The 14,891-nt window shown below is 66.7% G+C and carries 14 protein-coding genes; 6 read left to right on the plus strand and 8 right to left on the minus strand.

Going from position 1 to position 14,891, the window contains the following annotated elements:
• Positions 1-32: 32 nt before the first annotated feature.
• The 4 genes from gshB to ptsP all read left to right on the plus strand — a co-directional run bounded on the left by gshB (position 33) and on the right by ptsP (position 3,557).
• A complete protein-coding gene (gshB, locus tag AKI39_RS09155) occupies positions 33-992 on the plus strand; it encodes a glutathione synthase (protein ID WP_066634667.1) in 960 nt (319 codons plus the stop codon).
• Between the two features lie 10 nt (positions 993-1,002).
• Complete coding sequence (locus AKI39_RS09160; protein ID WP_066634668.1) at positions 1,003-1,401, plus strand: PTS sugar transporter subunit IIA; 399 nt, start codon at positions 1,003-1,005, stop codon at positions 1,399-1,401.
• Between the two features lie 73 nt (positions 1,402-1,474).
• Positions 1,475-1,744, plus strand: coding sequence for an HPr family phosphocarrier protein (locus AKI39_RS09165; RefSeq protein WP_066634672.1), 270 nt, complete (start codon positions 1,475-1,477; stop codon positions 1,742-1,744).
• A gap of 121 nt (positions 1,745-1,865) precedes the next feature.
• Positions 1,866-3,557: a phosphoenolpyruvate--protein phosphotransferase gene (gene ptsP, locus AKI39_RS09170; RefSeq protein ID WP_066642563.1), complete on the plus strand. Its 1,692-nt coding sequence runs from the start codon at positions 1,866-1,868 to the stop codon at positions 3,555-3,557.
• On the opposite strand, the gene AKI39_RS09175 is transcribed toward ptsP, so the two are convergent.
• From AKI39_RS09175 to AKI39_RS09195, 5 genes are all read right to left on the minus strand, one after another.
• Positions 3,544-4,539 carry an ABC transporter ATP-binding protein gene (locus AKI39_RS09175; protein WP_066634674.1) on the minus strand — a complete coding sequence of 332 codons (996 nt, stop codon included), beginning with the start codon at positions 4,537-4,539 and terminating at the stop codon, positions 3,544-3,546. The two genes, ptsP and AKI39_RS09175, sit on opposite strands and share 14 nt — an antisense overlap.
• Positions 4,536-5,531, minus strand: coding sequence for an ABC transporter ATP-binding protein (locus tag AKI39_RS09180; protein ID WP_066634675.1), 996 nt, complete (start codon positions 5,529-5,531; stop codon positions 4,536-4,538). Before AKI39_RS09180 ends, AKI39_RS09175 begins: the two co-directional genes overlap by 4 nt.
• Position 5,532: 1 nt before the next feature.
• Positions 5,533-6,444, minus strand: a complete 912-nt coding sequence (locus tag AKI39_RS09185) for an ABC transporter permease (protein WP_066634676.1) — start codon at positions 6,442-6,444, stop codon at positions 5,533-5,535.
• Between the two features lie 2 nt (positions 6,445-6,446).
• Positions 6,447-7,364: an ABC transporter permease gene (locus AKI39_RS09190; protein ID WP_066634677.1), complete on the minus strand. Its 918-nt coding sequence runs from the start codon at positions 7,362-7,364 to the stop codon at positions 6,447-6,449.
• A gap of 109 nt (positions 7,365-7,473) precedes the next feature.
• The gene (locus AKI39_RS09195) at positions 7,474-9,045 is read right to left on the minus strand and encodes an ABC transporter substrate-binding protein (RefSeq protein WP_066642565.1); all 1,572 of its coding nucleotides are present in this window, start codon (positions 9,043-9,045) and stop codon (positions 7,474-7,476) included.
• A gap of 250 nt (positions 9,046-9,295) precedes the next feature.
• Here AKI39_RS09195 and AKI39_RS09200 point away from each other — a divergent pair, with 250 nt between their 5' ends.
• Positions 9,296-10,348 (plus strand): serine hydrolase domain-containing protein, encoded by a 1,053-nt coding sequence (locus AKI39_RS09200; RefSeq protein ID WP_066634680.1) that lies wholly within the window; start codon positions 9,296-9,298, stop codon positions 10,346-10,348.
• Positions 10,349-10,402: 54 nt separating this feature from the next.
• On the opposite strand, the gene AKI39_RS09205 is transcribed toward AKI39_RS09200, so the two are convergent.
• The 3 genes from AKI39_RS09205 to AKI39_RS09215 form a co-directional block, all read right to left on the minus strand.
• Positions 10,403-12,541 (minus strand): FUSC family protein, encoded by a 2,139-nt coding sequence (locus AKI39_RS09205; RefSeq protein ID WP_066634682.1) that lies wholly within the window; start codon positions 12,539-12,541, stop codon positions 10,403-10,405.
• Between the two features lie 126 nt (positions 12,542-12,667).
• Positions 12,668-13,906 carry an ammonium transporter gene (amt, locus tag AKI39_RS09210; RefSeq protein WP_066634685.1) on the minus strand — a complete coding sequence of 413 codons (1,239 nt, stop codon included), beginning with the start codon at positions 13,904-13,906 and terminating at the stop codon, positions 12,668-12,670.
• A 33-nt stretch (positions 13,907-13,939) separates the two neighbouring features.
• Positions 13,940-14,278, minus strand: coding sequence for a P-II family nitrogen regulator (locus tag AKI39_RS09215; RefSeq protein ID WP_066634690.1), 339 nt, complete (start codon positions 14,276-14,278; stop codon positions 13,940-13,942).
• Positions 14,279-14,578: 300 nt separating this feature from the next.
• Here AKI39_RS09215 and AKI39_RS09220 point away from each other — a divergent pair, with 300 nt between their 5' ends.
• Positions 14,579-14,863, plus strand: coding sequence for an accessory factor UbiK family protein (locus AKI39_RS09220; protein ID WP_066634697.1), 285 nt, complete (start codon positions 14,579-14,581; stop codon positions 14,861-14,863).
• Positions 14,864-14,891: the final 28 nt, after the last annotated feature.

Below are 14,891 nucleotides of genomic sequence, written 5' to 3' on the forward strand. Positions count from 1 at the left end.
GACGGAGGGCGGTGCACGTTCCGGGTGTCGCAATGCATGTCTTGTTCATTATCGATCCCTTGCCGCTGCTGAAGGCGTACAAGGATAGTTCCGTCGCCATGATGCAGGGCCTGACGGCCCGGGGCCATACGCTGAGCGTCGCGCTGCAGGGCGATCTCTACATCGACGAAGGCAAAGTGCTGGCCAGGTCGACCCCCATCGCCCTGGTGCAGGGAGCCGACCTGCACGAGCACGCGTGGTGGCGCGAAACAGGCGCGGCGGTCGAGCAGCCGCTTTCGGCCTTCGGGGCGGTGCTGATGCGCAAGGATCCGCCGTTCGACATGGAATACGTCTACGCGACCCACCTGCTGGAATACGCGCAGGCGCAGGGCGCGAAGGTGTACAACCAGGGCGGCGCCATCCGCAACCATCCCGAAAAACTGGCCATCACGGAATTCTCCGAATTCACCGCGCCCACGCTCGTCACGCGCGACATGGCGCGCATCAAGGCCTTTCATGGGCGGTATCACGACGTCATCGTCAAGCCGCTGGATGGCATGGGCGGGACCGGCATCTTCCGCCTGCGCCAGGAGGAGCCCAACCTGAACGCGATCCTGGAAACGCTGACCGATAACGGCACGCGAACCATCATGGCGCAGCGCTATATCCCGGATATCGCCAAGGGCGACAAGCGCGTGCTGCTGATAGGCGGCGAGCCGGTACCTTATTCGCTGGCGCGCATCCCCCAGGCGGGCGAGACGCGCGGCAATCTGGCGGCCGGCGGCCGCGGGGTGGCGCAGCCGCTGTCCGATCGCGATCGGCAACTGGCAGCAGCGCTGGGGCCGCGCCTTGCAGCGCGCGGTTTGCTGTTGGTGGGGCTGGACGTGATTGGCGACTACGTGACCGAAATCAACGTCACGAGCCCGACCTGCTTTGTCGAGATCACCGAACAGACGGGTTTCGACGTGCCGGGCATGTTCGTCGACGCGCTTGAACGCGCCGTCGGCGCGTAAGCGTATCTCCATGACCGGCATCGTCATCGTCGTCCATACGCCGCTGGGCTCGGCGATGATGGACTGCGCCAGTCATGTGATGGGCAAGGTCAAGGAGGTCGCGGTGCATGATATCCGCGCCGACGATATGCCGGAGGCCATGATCCCCGGCGTCGTGGCCGATATCCTGCGGCAGGGACAGGATGGCAACGGGGTGCTGGTGTTGACCGACCTGGTAGGCGCCACGCCCGCGAATATCGCCAAGCAGGCCGTCATCGAAGCGCAGGCCCAAGGCGTCCAGTGCGCCGTGCTGGCCGGGCTGAATACCCCCATGCTGCTGCGGGCCTTGACCTATCGGAGCCTGCCACTGACGGAAACCCGGGAAAAGGCGCTGGCCGGCGGGGTGCAAGGTGTCTTGCGTGTAGACTGAAGGAAAATTTATCCTATCATGTCACCTGGTATCTTCAGCCCCATCGCCAGCGATTCCGCGCTCGATTCCCCTTATGCCTATCTCCGAAATCACGATCAGCAATAAACTCGGCCTGCACGCGCGCGCAGCGGCCAAGCTGACCCAGCTGGCCAGCAAATTCAATAGCGATATCTATATTTCCCGGGGCGCGCAACGCGTGAACGCGAAAAGCATCATGGGGGTCATGATGCTGGCCGCTGGCCTGGGTGTGACGGTGAAGCTGGACGCGTCGGGTCCGGATGCGGAACATGCGCTGAAGGAAATCGAATCCTTGTTCGACAGCAAATTCGGTGAGCTCGAATAACTCGATCCTCGTGCAAGGCCTGCCCGAACCCGCGCGGACGCGGGTTCGACGGGCTGCTGCCGCCCGGCGGGACGGCGACGCGGACCAGCCCAACAGCGTCATTTGCCTGTACGGCCAGGGTGTGGCGCGCGGCTACGCGATCGGCCGCGCGGTCGTCATGGGCGCGGCGGCCTTGGAGGTCGCGCACTATCGCATTGCGCCGGAAGAGGTGCAGGCAGAGTGCGAACGCCTGACGGCGGCCTTGACGGCCGCGCAGGCGGATCTGCTGCAGATGGCCGACACGCTGCCGGACGATGCGCCGCGGGAACTGGGCGCCATGCTGAACGTCCATCGCCTGCTCCTGGCCGATCCCTTGCTGGCCGAACAGGCCTTGTTGCTGATCAAGGAACGGCACTACAACGCCGAATGGGCGCTGACCATGCAGGGCCAGCTGCTGGGCGAGCAGTTCGACGCGATGGAAGACGACTACCTGCGCGAACGTGGCGCGGACGTTCGCCAGGTCATCGAGCGGGCTTTGCACGTGCTGGCCGGCACGTCCGGACTGCGCGATCCCGACGAGCTGGACGGCGACGATCCGCTGGTCGTGGTGGCGCATGATATTTCCCCCGCCGACATGCTGCGCTTGCGCGGCGGCCGGTTCCTGGCTTTCGTCACGGACCTGGGTGGGGCCACTTCGCACACAGCCATCGTGGCGCGCAGCATGGGCGTGCCCGCCGTGGTGGCGCTGGGCAACGTGCGGGAACTGGTGCGCGACGGCGACATGCTGGTGGTGGACGGCGCGACCGGCGCGGTGATCGTCAATCCATCGCCGGCGATTCTTGCTGAATTCCGCGAGCGTCAGCGCGCCTATGCCAGCGAGCGCGCGGAACTGGAACTGCTGCGGGACGAACCTGCCATTACCCTGGACGGCATAGGCATCGTACTGCACGCCAATATCGAATTGCCTGACGAGGCCGAGCCCGCGCTGGCCGCCGGCGCGGAAGGCATCGGCTTGTTCCGTAGCGAGTTCCTGTTCATGGGACGGCCGGGCCTGCCCGGCGAGGAAGAGCAGTACCAGGCGTATTCGTCGGTGGTGAAGGTCATGGCCGGCCGCCCGGTCACGATCCGTACGCTGGATATCGGCGCCGACAAGACGCTGGACGATGAAGCCACGGTGGCCACCAATCCGGCCCTGGGGCAGCGCGCGATCCGCTACTGCCTGGCGCATCCCGAGATGTTCGCCACGCAGCTGCGCGCCATTCTTCGGGCGTCCGCGCACGGGCCGGTGCGCGTGCTCATTCCCATGATCGCGCACATGCATGAAGTCGAGGCCACCCGCCTGGCCCTGGACGCCGCGCGGCGCGAACTGGATGCACGTGGCCAGCCGTATGCGGCCCACATCGAACTTGGCGCGATGGTGGAGGTGCCGGCCATCGCCATCGCCATCGAACCCTTCGCCCAGGCGCTGGATTTCCTGTCCATCGGCACGAACGATCTCATCCAGTACACGTTGGCCATCGACCGCGGCGACGGCCAGGTCGCGTCGCTGTACGATCCCCTGCATCCGGCCGTGCTGCGGCTGGTGGCGCATACCATCAATGCGGGAGAGCGCGCCGGCAAGCCTGTCGCCGTCTGCGGCGAAATGGCGGGCGACGCCAATCTGACACGGCTGCTGCTCGGCCTGGGGCTGACGGAATTCTCCATGCATGCGCAGCAGCTGCTGGATGTGAAGCGCGAGGTCCGCCGTGCGCATTCGAACGCGCTGCGCGTGAAAGTGGCCTCGGTGCTCAACCGCGCGCTGCCCGTCGATCTGGCGACACTCAATCAGCCCTGAGGACCGGCACGCCGGCAACGGATGGCTGCACCTCAGCGGGATAAAGATGGCAGGCGACGCACGCCTGTCCTCGCGCCACCAGCGCCGGCCGCTGCTCCCTGCAGATGGGCATGGCGTGGCTGCAACGAGGATGGAAGGGGCAGCCGGCAGGTGGGTTGACCGGGTCGGGAAACGATAGGCCCAAGCCCATGTCCGGGATGCCCAGGCCGGGTTCCGGCGTCAGGACAGAGGCCAGCAGCGCCTGCGTGTACGGGTGGCGGGGCTCGCGGAAGATCCGGGCCGCGGGACCGGACTCGACGATTCTTCCCAGGTACATTACCGCCACTTCGGTCGCGATATGTTCGACCACGGCCAGGTTGTGGCTGATGAAGATATAGGTCAGGTTGAATTCCCTGCGCAGGTCCATGAGCAAGTTCATGATCTGCGCTTGCACCGAGACATCGAGCGCGGACGTGGGTTCGTCGCAGATGACGACTTCCGGCCGCATCACCAGGGCGCGCGCGATCGCGACACGCTGGCGCTGGCCGCCCGACAATTGGCCGGGCGTGTTGTCCGCAAGTCGGGCCGGCAGGCCGACACGTTCCAGCATATCGATGGCCTTGCGCTGTCGCGGATTGTCCACGCCGTGTACCTCCAGCGGCAGGGACACGATGGAAGCGATGGAGCGGCGCGGATTCAAGGACGAATAGGGATCCTGGAACACCGGTTGGACGCGCCGCGCCAGGCGTCGCCGTGGCATGTCGCGGATATCCTCGCCGTCCATCATGATGGTGCCGCTGCTGGGTGCGATCAATCCCAGCAGCATGCGGGCCAGCGTGGACTTGCCGCAGCCGGATTCGCCGACGATGCCCAGTACGCCGCCGCGCGGCACGGACAGGTCGACGCCGTTGACCGCGTGGAGGGTGCGCCGGGGCTTGAAGATGCCCGCCTGCACGGAAAAGCTGCGGGTGACGGCCTGGGCCTGGATCAGGGGTGGTCTCATGGCGACACCAAGGCGCTTTCCGCCTGCAGGACGCAGCGCCAGGCATGCTGGTCGATCTTGCGGACCGGCACGTGATGGGCGCAGGCGGGCATGGCGTAGGGGCAGCGGTCGCGGAAGGCGCAGCCGTGCAGGTCCCCCGTCAGGGCGGGCACGACGCCCGGTATCGTGCCCAGTGGCTCGCCCGGCGGCGTGCGGCCGGGGACGGGAATACAGGCGAGCAGTCCCTGGGTGTAGGGGTGTCCGGGTTGCGCGAAGATGGCCTGCACGGGGCCTTCCTCCACGATCTGTCCGGCATACATGACGGCCACCTTGCGGGCGATGCGCGCCACCACCCCGAGGTCATGCGTGATCAGCACCATGGCGATGCCCAGCTCGGCCTGCAGGTCGGCCAGCAGCCGCAGGATCTGCGCCTGGATGGTCACGTCCAGCGCCGTGCTGGGTTCGTCGGCGATGAGCAGTTCCGGCCCGCACATCAGCGCCATGGCAATCATCACGCGCTGGCGCAGGCCACCGGATAGCTGGTGCGGGTACTGGCCCAGCCGTTCGCCGGCCGCGGCGATGCCGACTTTTTCCAGGAGTTCGACGGCGCGATCGCGGGCCTGGGCGGCGTCGGCGCGGCGGTGATGCCTGTAGTGTTCCGTCAACTGGTCGCCGATCGTGTAGGCGGGGTTGAGGGCAGTCATCGGCTCCTGGAAGATCATGGCCATCTTGCTGCCGCGCAAGGCATTCAGCTGGCGGGCGGGCATGGCGGCGACATCCTGGCCCAGCACCGCCAGGCGTCGCGCGCGGCGGCGTGCCGTCTTGGGCAGCAGCCCCATGATGGCCAGCGACGTCATGGATTTGCCGCAGCCGGATTCACCGACCAGGCAAAGCGTGTCGCCGCGCGCCACCTGGAACGACACGTCGCGTACCGCGTGCAGGGGCCCGCGCGGGGTGTCGATGTCCACATGCAGTCCCTGGACATCCAGCACGATATCGCCATGGGTCGCCATGTCAGTCCCGGTCCTGCGGCGTGAGCAGCTGATGCAGGCCATCGCCCGCCAGGTTGATCGCGAAGATCAGCAGCGCGAGCGCACTGCCGGGGATGGCGATCAGCCAGAATGAAAAAAACATATAGGCCTTGGCTTCGGAGATCATCAGCCCCCAGGACGGCGTGGGCGGTTGCACGCCCAGGCCCAGGAAGGACAGCGCGGCTTCCAGCATGATGGCGCTGGCCGCTTCCAGGGTGGCAATGACGATGAGGTGGGGAATGACATTGGGCAGGACTTCGCCGCGCACGATGCGCCAGGTGGAGGCGCCGGCCGCCTGGGCCGCGGCCACGTATTCGAGGGCGCGTACCTGCTGCGTGGCGCTGCGCATGACCACGGCGAAGCGGTCCCATTTGAGCAGGCCCAGCACCACGATGATGACCCACAGGGAGCCGCCCAGGAGCGCCACCGTGGCCAGCGCCACCAGGATCACCGGCATGGCCAGGCGGGTCGAGATCAGGAAGGACACCGCCATGTCCGTCTTGCCGCCGAAGTAGCCGGCCGCCATGCCGAGGGCCGTTCCGATCAGCCCCGATATGCCGGCCACGCACACGCCGATCAGCAGCGAGATGCGCGCGCCGAAGAACAGGCGCGACAGGTAGTCGCGGCCCAGCGGGTCGGTACCGAAGGGATGCAGCCACGAACCCTTGGCGTACCACACCGGCGGGATGTTGCGCGCTGCCAGGTTTTGCGCGTAGGGATCGTGCGGCGCCAGCCAGGGGGCCAACAGCGCGACCAGCACGATGGCCAGCAGGATGCCGCCGCCGGTCAGCAGGGCGGTGTTGCGGCGGAGGCGCCGCCACCCCGGCCAGGTGCCGGCCGGGTCGACCGCCGTGGGCGGGACTTGCGCAACCACATGGAGCGTGGGCGTGGCCATGGTCAGGACACCCGGATGCGTGGATCCAGCCACGCGTTGGCGATGTCGGCCGCCAGCGTCAACAGGACGTAGATGACGGACAGCAGCAGCACGATGAGCTGCATGACGGGGAAGTCCTTGAACGTGATGCTCTGGTAGGCCAGGTAGCCCAGGCCGTCGAGCGCGAAGATGGTTTCGATCACGACCGAACCGCCCAGCAGATAGCCCAGCTGTACCGCCGCCAGCGCCACGACCGGGACGATGGCATTGCGCAGCGCGTGCTTGAAAATGACCTTGCCGGCCGGCAGGCCCTTGGCGCGCGCGGTGCGGATGTAGTCCGCGCCCAGGACTTCTATCATGCCCGCGCGGATGAGCCGCATGAACGCCGGCGCCACGTAATAGCCCAGCGCGATGGCGGGCATGACGAAGTGCTTCCAGGTGCCGCTGCCCGATACCGGCAGCACGCGCAGCGTCAGCGAGAACAGCATGATCAGCAGCAGCGCGAAGAAGAAGTTCGGCAGTGCCTGGCCCAGGACCGCCAGGGCCAGGCAGAGGCGGTCGACCACGCTGTGCTTGTACAACGCGGCCAGCACGCCGAAGGGTACCGAGATCAGCAAGGCCACGCCGAGCGAGTACAAGCCCAGCAGCAGCGTGGTCTTCAACTTGGACAGGATGAGCGGCCCGGCGTCGGTCTTGAAATACACCGACGTACCGAAGTGCCCCCGCAGGACATCCCACAGCCAGCTCATGTACTGCACCGCGATGGGCCGGTCCAGGCCGTAGGCCTTGCGGATCATGTCGATGTCGGCTTGGCGCGCGCCTTCGCCGGCCAGCGCGACGGCGGGATCGCCGGACAGGTGCAGCAGCATGAAGGCCAGGATGGAAACCGTCAGCGCCACCAGTATGGCCAGTCCCAGCCGGCGGATCGTGAACCCCAGCATCTCGTCTCCCCAAATCCGGCGGATCGCGGGTCGGCCGCGCGCGCCGTGCACTCCGCGACCGCCTGTCGCGGCATCCCTGTCGTTGCCGCCGCGCGGGGCGGCGGCGGTGCTATTTCCAGCTCATCTCCCAGAAACGGACGAGTTCGTCCGGATAGGGCTTGAAGTTCACGTCCTGGCCGGCGACGTAGTAGACCGGTAGCGACCATAGCGGGACGGCATAGGCGTGAGCCGAGATCAGGTCCAGCGCCTTCTGGTAAATATCGTCGCGCTTCTGCGGGTCGATGGTGCGGTCGCCTTCGTCCAGCAATTCCTTGACTTGCGGATCGCGGTTGACGTCGTCCGAGCCGAAGGCGTAGTAGACGGGCGTCGATGCCGACACATCGTTCACCAGGTTCGAGCCCCAGGTCTGGTGCGTCAGCGACGCCTTGCCGGCGCGGATCATTTCGCGCATCGCGGCGTATTGCAGGAAGTTCAGCTTGGCGCGGATGCCTACCGCGCGCAGGTAGTTGATGATTGCCTCGGTCTGGTTGCGTTCGCGATACGCCACGATGTCGATGTCGAAGCCGTTGGGATAGCCGGCCTCTGCCAGCAGCTTCCTGGCCTGTGCCGGATCGTAGTTGTAGACGGTCGCTCCCTTGTCCGTGCAGCCTACCTGCGATGGCGTGCAGATGGTGTTCAGGATCTTCGCGTCTCCGCCGACGATGTTCTTGATGATGGATTCGCGATCGATGGCGTGGTTGATCGCCTTGCGGACGCGCTCGTCCTTCAGTTGCGGCGCCGGCGTATTCGGCAAGGAGTTCATCTGCATGAACACGATGCGCATGGTGTTGCCGCTGACCACCTGCAGGTTGGGCACGCCGGCAAGCTGCTCCGCCTGGTCCTTGGGCACGCTCATGATGAAGTCTTCCTGGCCCGACATCACTTCCGCCACCTGGGTCTGGCGATCGGGGATGAAGCGGATCACCACCTTGCCGATTCGGGGCTGGCGCTTGGGAGAATCCTTGAAGTAGTCGGCGTTGCGCTCCAGCGTGATGGATTTGCCGGGCTGGTAGTCGGTCACCTTGTACGGCCCCGATCCCACCGGCTTGGCATTCATGCCGGCCGGGCCGACTTCCTGGTAGTACTTGGCGGGATGGATCGCGACGGTCGTGGACAGGTATTCCTTCGCGGCCGGAAAGGGCTCCTTGGTATGGATGCGCACCGTGTACGGGTCGATCTTTTCGACGTGGTCTATCCACTGCACGTTCTGCTGCGTCGTGGCCTTGTTCTTCGGGTCCGCGACGAAGTTCAGCGTGTAGACCACCGAATCGGCATCGAAATGTTCGCCGTTGTGGAAACGGACGTCCTTGCGCAGCTTGAATTCCAGCGTCTTGTCGTCGATCTGCTTCCAGCTTTCGGCGAGCTGACCCTTGTACTCGTTGGTGAGCGGATCGCGGTAGAGCAGGGTGTCCCAGACGTTGGCCGCGATGATGACGCCGATGCGGACGTTGTTGAAATACGGATCGACGCTTTCCGGTGCCTGGTCGTAGGCCATGCGCAGCGTATCGTCCTGCTTGGCAGCCCAGGCCGGCGCTGCCACGCACAGCGCGATGGCGGCAGCGACCGCGGCCACGGCACGGACGAGCGACGCAATGGACAGGGCGGACGGCAGGACAACCGGAACAGCGCGACGAGCGGCCATATTGGCTCCTATCAGGATCACGAACGGTTGCGGCAAGATGCCGCGGTGCTGCGTGTATCGATTTCGTTGCTGCATGTCCCGGGAGGGGCCGCCTTCCATGCGCCTGAGCATGGGGAATGCCCTAAATCACCGTGCCCGGAGTATGGGATAGAGTGACTTTGTATAACAGAGCGTACGCCAGCCCCATCCATGTTTTCCCTGAACAGGGCTCCGGCGCCCACGCTGCCTCCATCATCCCGCGGATATCTCCATGACCAACGCGCTCATGCAAAACGCCATTCAATTCGCCGAAGAACACGAATCCGCATGGGACCGTACGGTCGACGGCGTCTGGGGGGTACATCAGAACGATCCGCCGCCCTGGAACCGGCTGCTCGGGCCGGTGCACGACCGCGGGCCGGTCTCGGGCACGGTGGTCGTGGACGGCAGGACCGTGGCGTCGTGGGGCGAACCGCGGCGGGCGGACCTGACGTTCAGCGTGGCCAAGATGTACCTCGCGCTGCTGGCCGGTGTGGCGCATGACCGGGGCCTGCTGCCGGACGTGGATGAGCCGGTGCGTGCGCGCGTGCCGGGCATCGGCTTCGACGAAGGGCGGAACGCCCGGATTACGTGGCGCCAGCTCCTGCAGCAGACCAGCGAGTGGGAAGGGGAGCGCTTCGGCGTTCCGGACCAGGTGGACCGCTATCGCGCCGTCACCTTCGGCGATCCGCCGGGCGGCAAGAAGGGCGATGCGCGGCCGCTGCGCGAGCCGGGCACGTACTGGGAGTACAACGACGTACGCATCAACCAACTGTCGTTCGCCTTGCTGCACCTGTTTCGCCGGCCCTTGCCCGAGCTGTTCCGCGAAGCCATTACGCGCCCTGTCGGCGCCAGCGAGGACTGGCAGTGGGTGGGCTATGACAATGCCTGGGTCGACATCGACGGCCAGCGCATGCAGTCGGTGCCCGGCGGCTCACACTGGGGCGGCGGGATGTCGATCAGCAGCGTGGACCAGGCGCTCATCGGCCGCATGCTGCTGGACGGCGGCCGGGCGAATGGCAGGCAGGTGCTGTCGGCGGAATGGATACAGGCCATGCGCACGCCTTGCGCCATCGCGCCTTACTACGGTTTCCTGATCTGGCTGAACCACGAACGGCGGGTATTTCCCAGCGTGCCGGCGTCGAGCTTCTTCGGCGTGGGTGCCGGCAGCTCCTTTACCTGGATGGAGCCGGAGCGGCGCATGGTGGTCGTGGTGCGCTGGCTGAATTCCACATACGCCGATGCCTTCTTCGGCAAGGTGCTGCAGGCGGTCGATGCGGCATGAGCGCCGCCGCGCGGCCGCGCGGCCGCCCGAAGGCGGCGCGCCCAGGAGGGTACCTCAGTGAGGCGCCTGGCGCGACGGGCAAGGGCGCCCCGCGCCGGGTGTCGTCCGTCGCAGCGCCGCCGCCAGTCGCCTGTCGGCGCGCTGCATCGATCGCGTGGCGCTGACCAAGGACGCGAAGGCGGGCGCGGGCGGGGCCGAGGGGGTGCCGTCCGATACGCGCGGCGATGCGGCGCCGTCATGCGCCGCATCGGTGAAGGTGTCACCGCCCAGCGTCCGGTCCGCCAGCGCCGCGCCATCGCGGCAAGCGGCGGGCAGGGGCGCGCCGCCCTGTGAGCGGCGCCATTGGGCCAGCGCGGCCACGGCGGCGATCATCAGATTGCACGCGGCCAGCCACATGCCGATCTCCGCGGTGAAACGCCGCTTGGCCGGCGGTTCCTGCGCCATGCGCTGATGCGACGCCGCCAGTGTGCGGACGGCGCCCAGGGCGTCGCGGCGGGCCAGGCGATAGCGCGACATCTCGAAGTCGTCCGCGAACACCGCGGCGGCGTAGGCGCGGCAGGCTTGCCGGGCCGCGGCGAGCCTGGCATCCAGACCCTGGTGTTCCCATGCGGGCAGCACGAAGGCGCCCAGGGCGCCGATGACGCCGCCGATGAAGGTATCCACGCCGCGCTGCTCGATCATGGACCAGCCGGGCACCAGCAAGTGGTAAAGCAGCAGCACGGCGATCGTGCCGAAGAAAACGCTGGCGGGATAGCTTGCCGGCCGGGCCAGCGCGAAGCAGACGCCGTAGCAGATGACGATCAAGGTAGCGAGCAGCCATGGCGCCTGTACGCCGCACCACAGAAGCACCGCCGCGGCCAGGCAGCCCAGCAGCGTGCCGGCGATGCGCTGGCGGCTGCGCTGCTGGCTGGCGCCGAACGTGGGGCTCATCACGATCATGATGGTCAGGATCACCCATGTGCCGTGGCCGCCTATCCATTTTGCGACGAGGGTTCCCACGGCAATGGCGGCGCTCAGGCGCATGGCGTAGCGCAGCGCATCGGGCGAGCCGCGCAGCGCTTGCCATGGCATCAGCCATTTGCCTGCGCGGTTCCAGGCCTGCACGGCAAGCGGGATGTCGGACGGCCACGAGGCGGCTGGCGCCGCAGGCGGCGCTCCCCGCTTGCCGGCACCCGCATTGGCTACGCTGGCCAGCCCGGCCAGCGTGTCGGCCAGCACGGCGAGTCGCGCCTTGAAGGCCTGCGCCGGCCCGGTATCGAGTCCGCCGTCATCCAGGCGGGCGGCGACCGGCGGCCCGACGGGCCTACCCAGGACGTAACGGGGTACCAGGTCCTCGATCCATTGCGCCATCTCGCGGATCGTATCGTGGACCTGGCGTGCCCCCTGGCTTTGCGCGCCGCCGCCGCGCAGCGTCGTGAAATCGCCATGCAGGGCCAGCGAGACATCGTGGATGTCGATCGCGCCGACGAGCATGGCGAACAGCCGGGCCTGGCGCGGGTCATGGCGGCGGCTGGCGGCCAGTTCGCGCAGCACGACATCCCGCGCGACCTTCTGCGCGTCGATCACCGCGGATTGCGCCTCGGCGAGATGGCGGTGGCATTGATCCAGGGGAATCCCCGGGACGAAACAGTCGGCGCGCCGCCGCAGGTGCGCGGCGGCCGCCATCAGTGATTCGCCGACCGCGCGTTTGGCGATCTGGCGCGGGAACAGCGCGCATACCGCCGTGGCGAAGGCGGCATACCAGAGGCCACCGCCCACCATCCAGCCCAGGAAAGGCCATGGCGCGCCCCCCGCATCGTGCTGCGCCAGCATGAGATCCACCCCGATCAACGCGCATATGCCGATCAGCGTGCCGGCCGGACCATACGCCACGGCCAAGCCTGCGCAAAACGCGACGGCCAGCAGCACCAGCCACATGGCCAGCGGATGGTGCATGACCAGCGCGATCGACGCCGCCGCGCAGGCCAGCACCAGCGTGGCCGCCAACATGCGCCTGGGTTTGCGGGGGAGGGCCTCCGGGATGTCGGCCAGGGAGACGCAGAAGGCGCCCAGCGCCAGGCCGATGGCCACCTCCATGTTGCCGTACAGGGCCAGCGCACAACCAGCGGGCAGGACGACGCCAAGCAGCGTTCGCAAGGCGGTGAACGCGTGCTGGCCATGGAGGAACGGCGTGATGATCGGGGCGGCGGGCATGGACAGGCGACGAAGCCGGGAGGCTGGATGGCAACTGTACCGCGCGGCCGGACGCGGGCGTGTACAAATCATGAAACAACAAAAAAGCGCCCTTGCGGGCGCTCGTGGACACGGCAGGTGGACGTATCAGCTGTGATACGCGGATTCGCCGTGGCAGGTGGTGTCCAGTCCTTCGCGTTCGATGTCTTCCGGCACGCGCAGCCCGCAGACCATGTCGGCGATCTTGTAGGCGATCCAGGCGACCACGCCGGACCATACGAGCGTCAGCACGACGCCTTCGAATTGCACCCACAGCTGGCCGCCGATTTCACCGGCGGTCTTCAGGCCGGGGCCGCCCAGCACCTGGGCGTTGAACACGCCGGTCAGCAGGGCGCCGGTGATGCCGCCCAGGCCGTGCACGCCGAAGACGTCCAGCGCGTCATCGGCCTTGAGCATACGCTTCAAGCCGTTCACGCCCCACACGCAGAGGGTGCCGCCGACGATGCCGATGATGAACGCACCGACCATGCCGACCAAGCCCGCCGCGGGGGTGATCGCCACCAGGCCGGCAACCGCGCCCGAGGCCGCGCCCAGCATGGACGGCTTGCCCTTGAGCGCCCATTCCGTGAACAGCCAGGACAGCACGGCGGCCGCGGTGGCGATCATGGTGTTGAAGAAAGCAAGCGTGGCCTGCTCGTTGGACATCAGCGCCGAGCCCGCATTGAAGCCGAACCAGCCCGTCCACAGCAGCGAGGCGCCGATCATGACCATGGGCAGGTTGTGCGGCTGCATGGCCTCGCGGCCGTAGCCGACGCGCTTGCCGATGACATAGGCACCGACCAGGCCGGCGATACCGGCGTTAATGTGCACCACCGTGCCGCCCGCGAAGTCCAGGGCGCCCTTGGCGTTCATCAGGCCGGGCGCGGTGGGCGAGGCGAACCACACCATGTGCGCGATGGGTACGTAGGCGAAGGTGAACCAGATGACGGTGAACAACAGCACCGCGGAAAAGCGCGCGCGTTCGGCGAAGCTGCCCACGATGAGCGCGCAGGTGATGCCGGCGAACGTCGCCTGGAAGGACGCGAACAGAAGCTCCGTCAGCGATCCCGTCATGGCGTACTTGCCGTCGGCCGGCGAGAACATGCCGGAAAAGAAGACGCGGGAGAAGCCACCGATGAAGGCATTGCCCTCGGTGAAGGCAAGCGAATAGCCGTAGATGAACCACAACACCAGGCCGACGACGAAGGTGCCCATGACCTGCATCAGCACCGACAATACGTTCTTGCTTCGTACCAGTCCGCCGTAGAAGAGGGCGAGGCCCGGCACTGCCATCATCAACACCAGCAGTGTCGAGACCAGCATCCACGAGATATCTGCTTTATCCATTTGTTATGGCTCCAGTAGCGTCTTTATTGGTGTTCACAATGCCGCTTCGCCGGCTTCGCCCGTACGAATGCGTATGACCTGTTCCAGCGCGGCGACAAAAATCTTGCCGTCGCCGATCTTGCCGGTACGTGCCGCGTGTTCGATGGTCTCGATGGCCTGTTCGACCAGGCTGTCCGGCACGGCGGCTTCCACGCGCAGCTTGGGTAGGAAGTCCACGGCATATTCAGCGCCGCGATAGAGTTCGGTGTGGCCCTTCTGCCGGCCGAAGCCCTTGACTTCCGTCACCGTCAGTCCCTGGACACCGATACCGGACAAAGCCACACGCACCTCGTCGAGCTTGAACGGCTTGATGATGGCGATGATGAGTTTCATGGCGGGTTCCTTTCATGGTTGCACCTTGGCCCTGCGGTTAAAGCAAAATCGATGCCATATTTGCTTGCTGGGCTGCGGAGCCTGCGCCGCCGTACGAGGTCGCGAGCCGGGCCGGCGGGCACCGATGCGGTGCGCGCCGCCGGGCGGCGTGCGCGATCCTGGTGCATTTCCGGGTGCGGCAAGGGGCGCCCCTACGTCCCTTTTTTTGCCGGCGCGGCGGTCTGCCCGGCTGGCGTCATTCGCGCCATGCAGCGCAACGCTCTACACTGGGAGCTGTCGAAGTTTCGGTGTGAGGAAGCCATGAACGCCACGCAATGGATGGAAGACCTGCAGAAGAACATTTCCGATCTCATCGCGCGCAGTCCCGCCGCGGACCTGGAGCGCAATGTGCGGGCCATGATGGCGCAGGGATTTTCGCGTCTGGACCTGGTGACCCGCGAGGAATTCGACGTGCAGGCCGACCTGCTCGCGCGCACCCTTGCCCGGGCTGACCAATTGGCTGCTCAGGTGAGCCAGCTGGAAGCGCGCATCAATATGCTGGAAGCGGGGCAGGGCAAGGCGGCGGGGGCGCCGACCGAACTGTAAACCGGCCTAGGGGCTGTTAACGCGAGTT

Origin of the sequence: Bordetella sp. H567 (assembly GCF_001704295.1) — a bacterium.
In the GTDB taxonomy this organism is placed as follows: domain Bacteria; phylum Pseudomonadota; class Gammaproteobacteria; order Burkholderiales; family Burkholderiaceae_B; genus Bordetella_C.

What these genes read in the sequence shown, in the direction of transcription:
- gshB (WP_066634667.1), top strand. Translation starts at nt 33, where the DNA reads ATGCATGTCTTGTTCATTATCGATCCCTTGCCGCTGCTGAAGGCGTAC.
- AKI39_RS09160 (WP_066634668.1), top strand. Translation starts at nt 1,003, where the DNA reads ATGACCGGCATCGTCATCGTCGTCCATACGCCGCTGGGCTCGGCGATG.
- AKI39_RS09165 (WP_066634672.1), top strand. Translation starts at nt 1,475, where the DNA reads ATGCCTATCTCCGAAATCACGATCAGCAATAAACTCGGCCTGCACGCG.
- AKI39_RS09175 (WP_066634674.1), bottom strand. Translation starts at nt 4,539, where the DNA reads ATGAGACCACCCCTGATCCAGGCCCAGGCCGTCACCCGCAGCTTTTCC.
- AKI39_RS09180 (WP_066634675.1), bottom strand. Translation starts at nt 5,531, where the DNA reads ATGGCGACCCATGGCGATATCGTGCTGGATGTCCAGGGACTGCATGTG.
- AKI39_RS09185 (WP_066634676.1), bottom strand. Translation starts at nt 6,444, where the DNA reads ATGGCCACGCCCACGCTCCATGTGGTTGCGCAAGTCCCGCCCACGGCG.
- AKI39_RS09190 (WP_066634677.1), bottom strand. Translation starts at nt 7,364, where the DNA reads ATGCTGGGGTTCACGATCCGCCGGCTGGGACTGGCCATACTGGTGGCG.
- AKI39_RS09195 (WP_066642565.1), bottom strand. Translation starts at nt 9,045, where the DNA reads ATGGCCGCTCGTCGCGCTGTTCCGGTTGTCCTGCCGTCCGCCCTGTCC.
- AKI39_RS09200 (WP_066634680.1), top strand. Translation starts at nt 9,296, where the DNA reads ATGACCAACGCGCTCATGCAAAACGCCATTCAATTCGCCGAAGAACAC.
- AKI39_RS09205 (WP_066634682.1), bottom strand. Translation starts at nt 12,541, where the DNA reads ATGCCCGCCGCCCCGATCATCACGCCGTTCCTCCATGGCCAGCACGCG.
- amt (WP_066634685.1), bottom strand. Translation starts at nt 13,906, where the DNA reads ATGGATAAAGCAGATATCTCGTGGATGCTGGTCTCGACACTGCTGGTG.
- AKI39_RS09215 (WP_066634690.1), bottom strand. Translation starts at nt 14,278, where the DNA reads ATGAAACTCATCATCGCCATCATCAAGCCGTTCAAGCTCGACGAGGTG.
- AKI39_RS09220 (WP_066634697.1), top strand. Translation starts at nt 14,579, where the DNA reads ATGAACGCCACGCAATGGATGGAAGACCTGCAGAAGAACATTTCCGAT.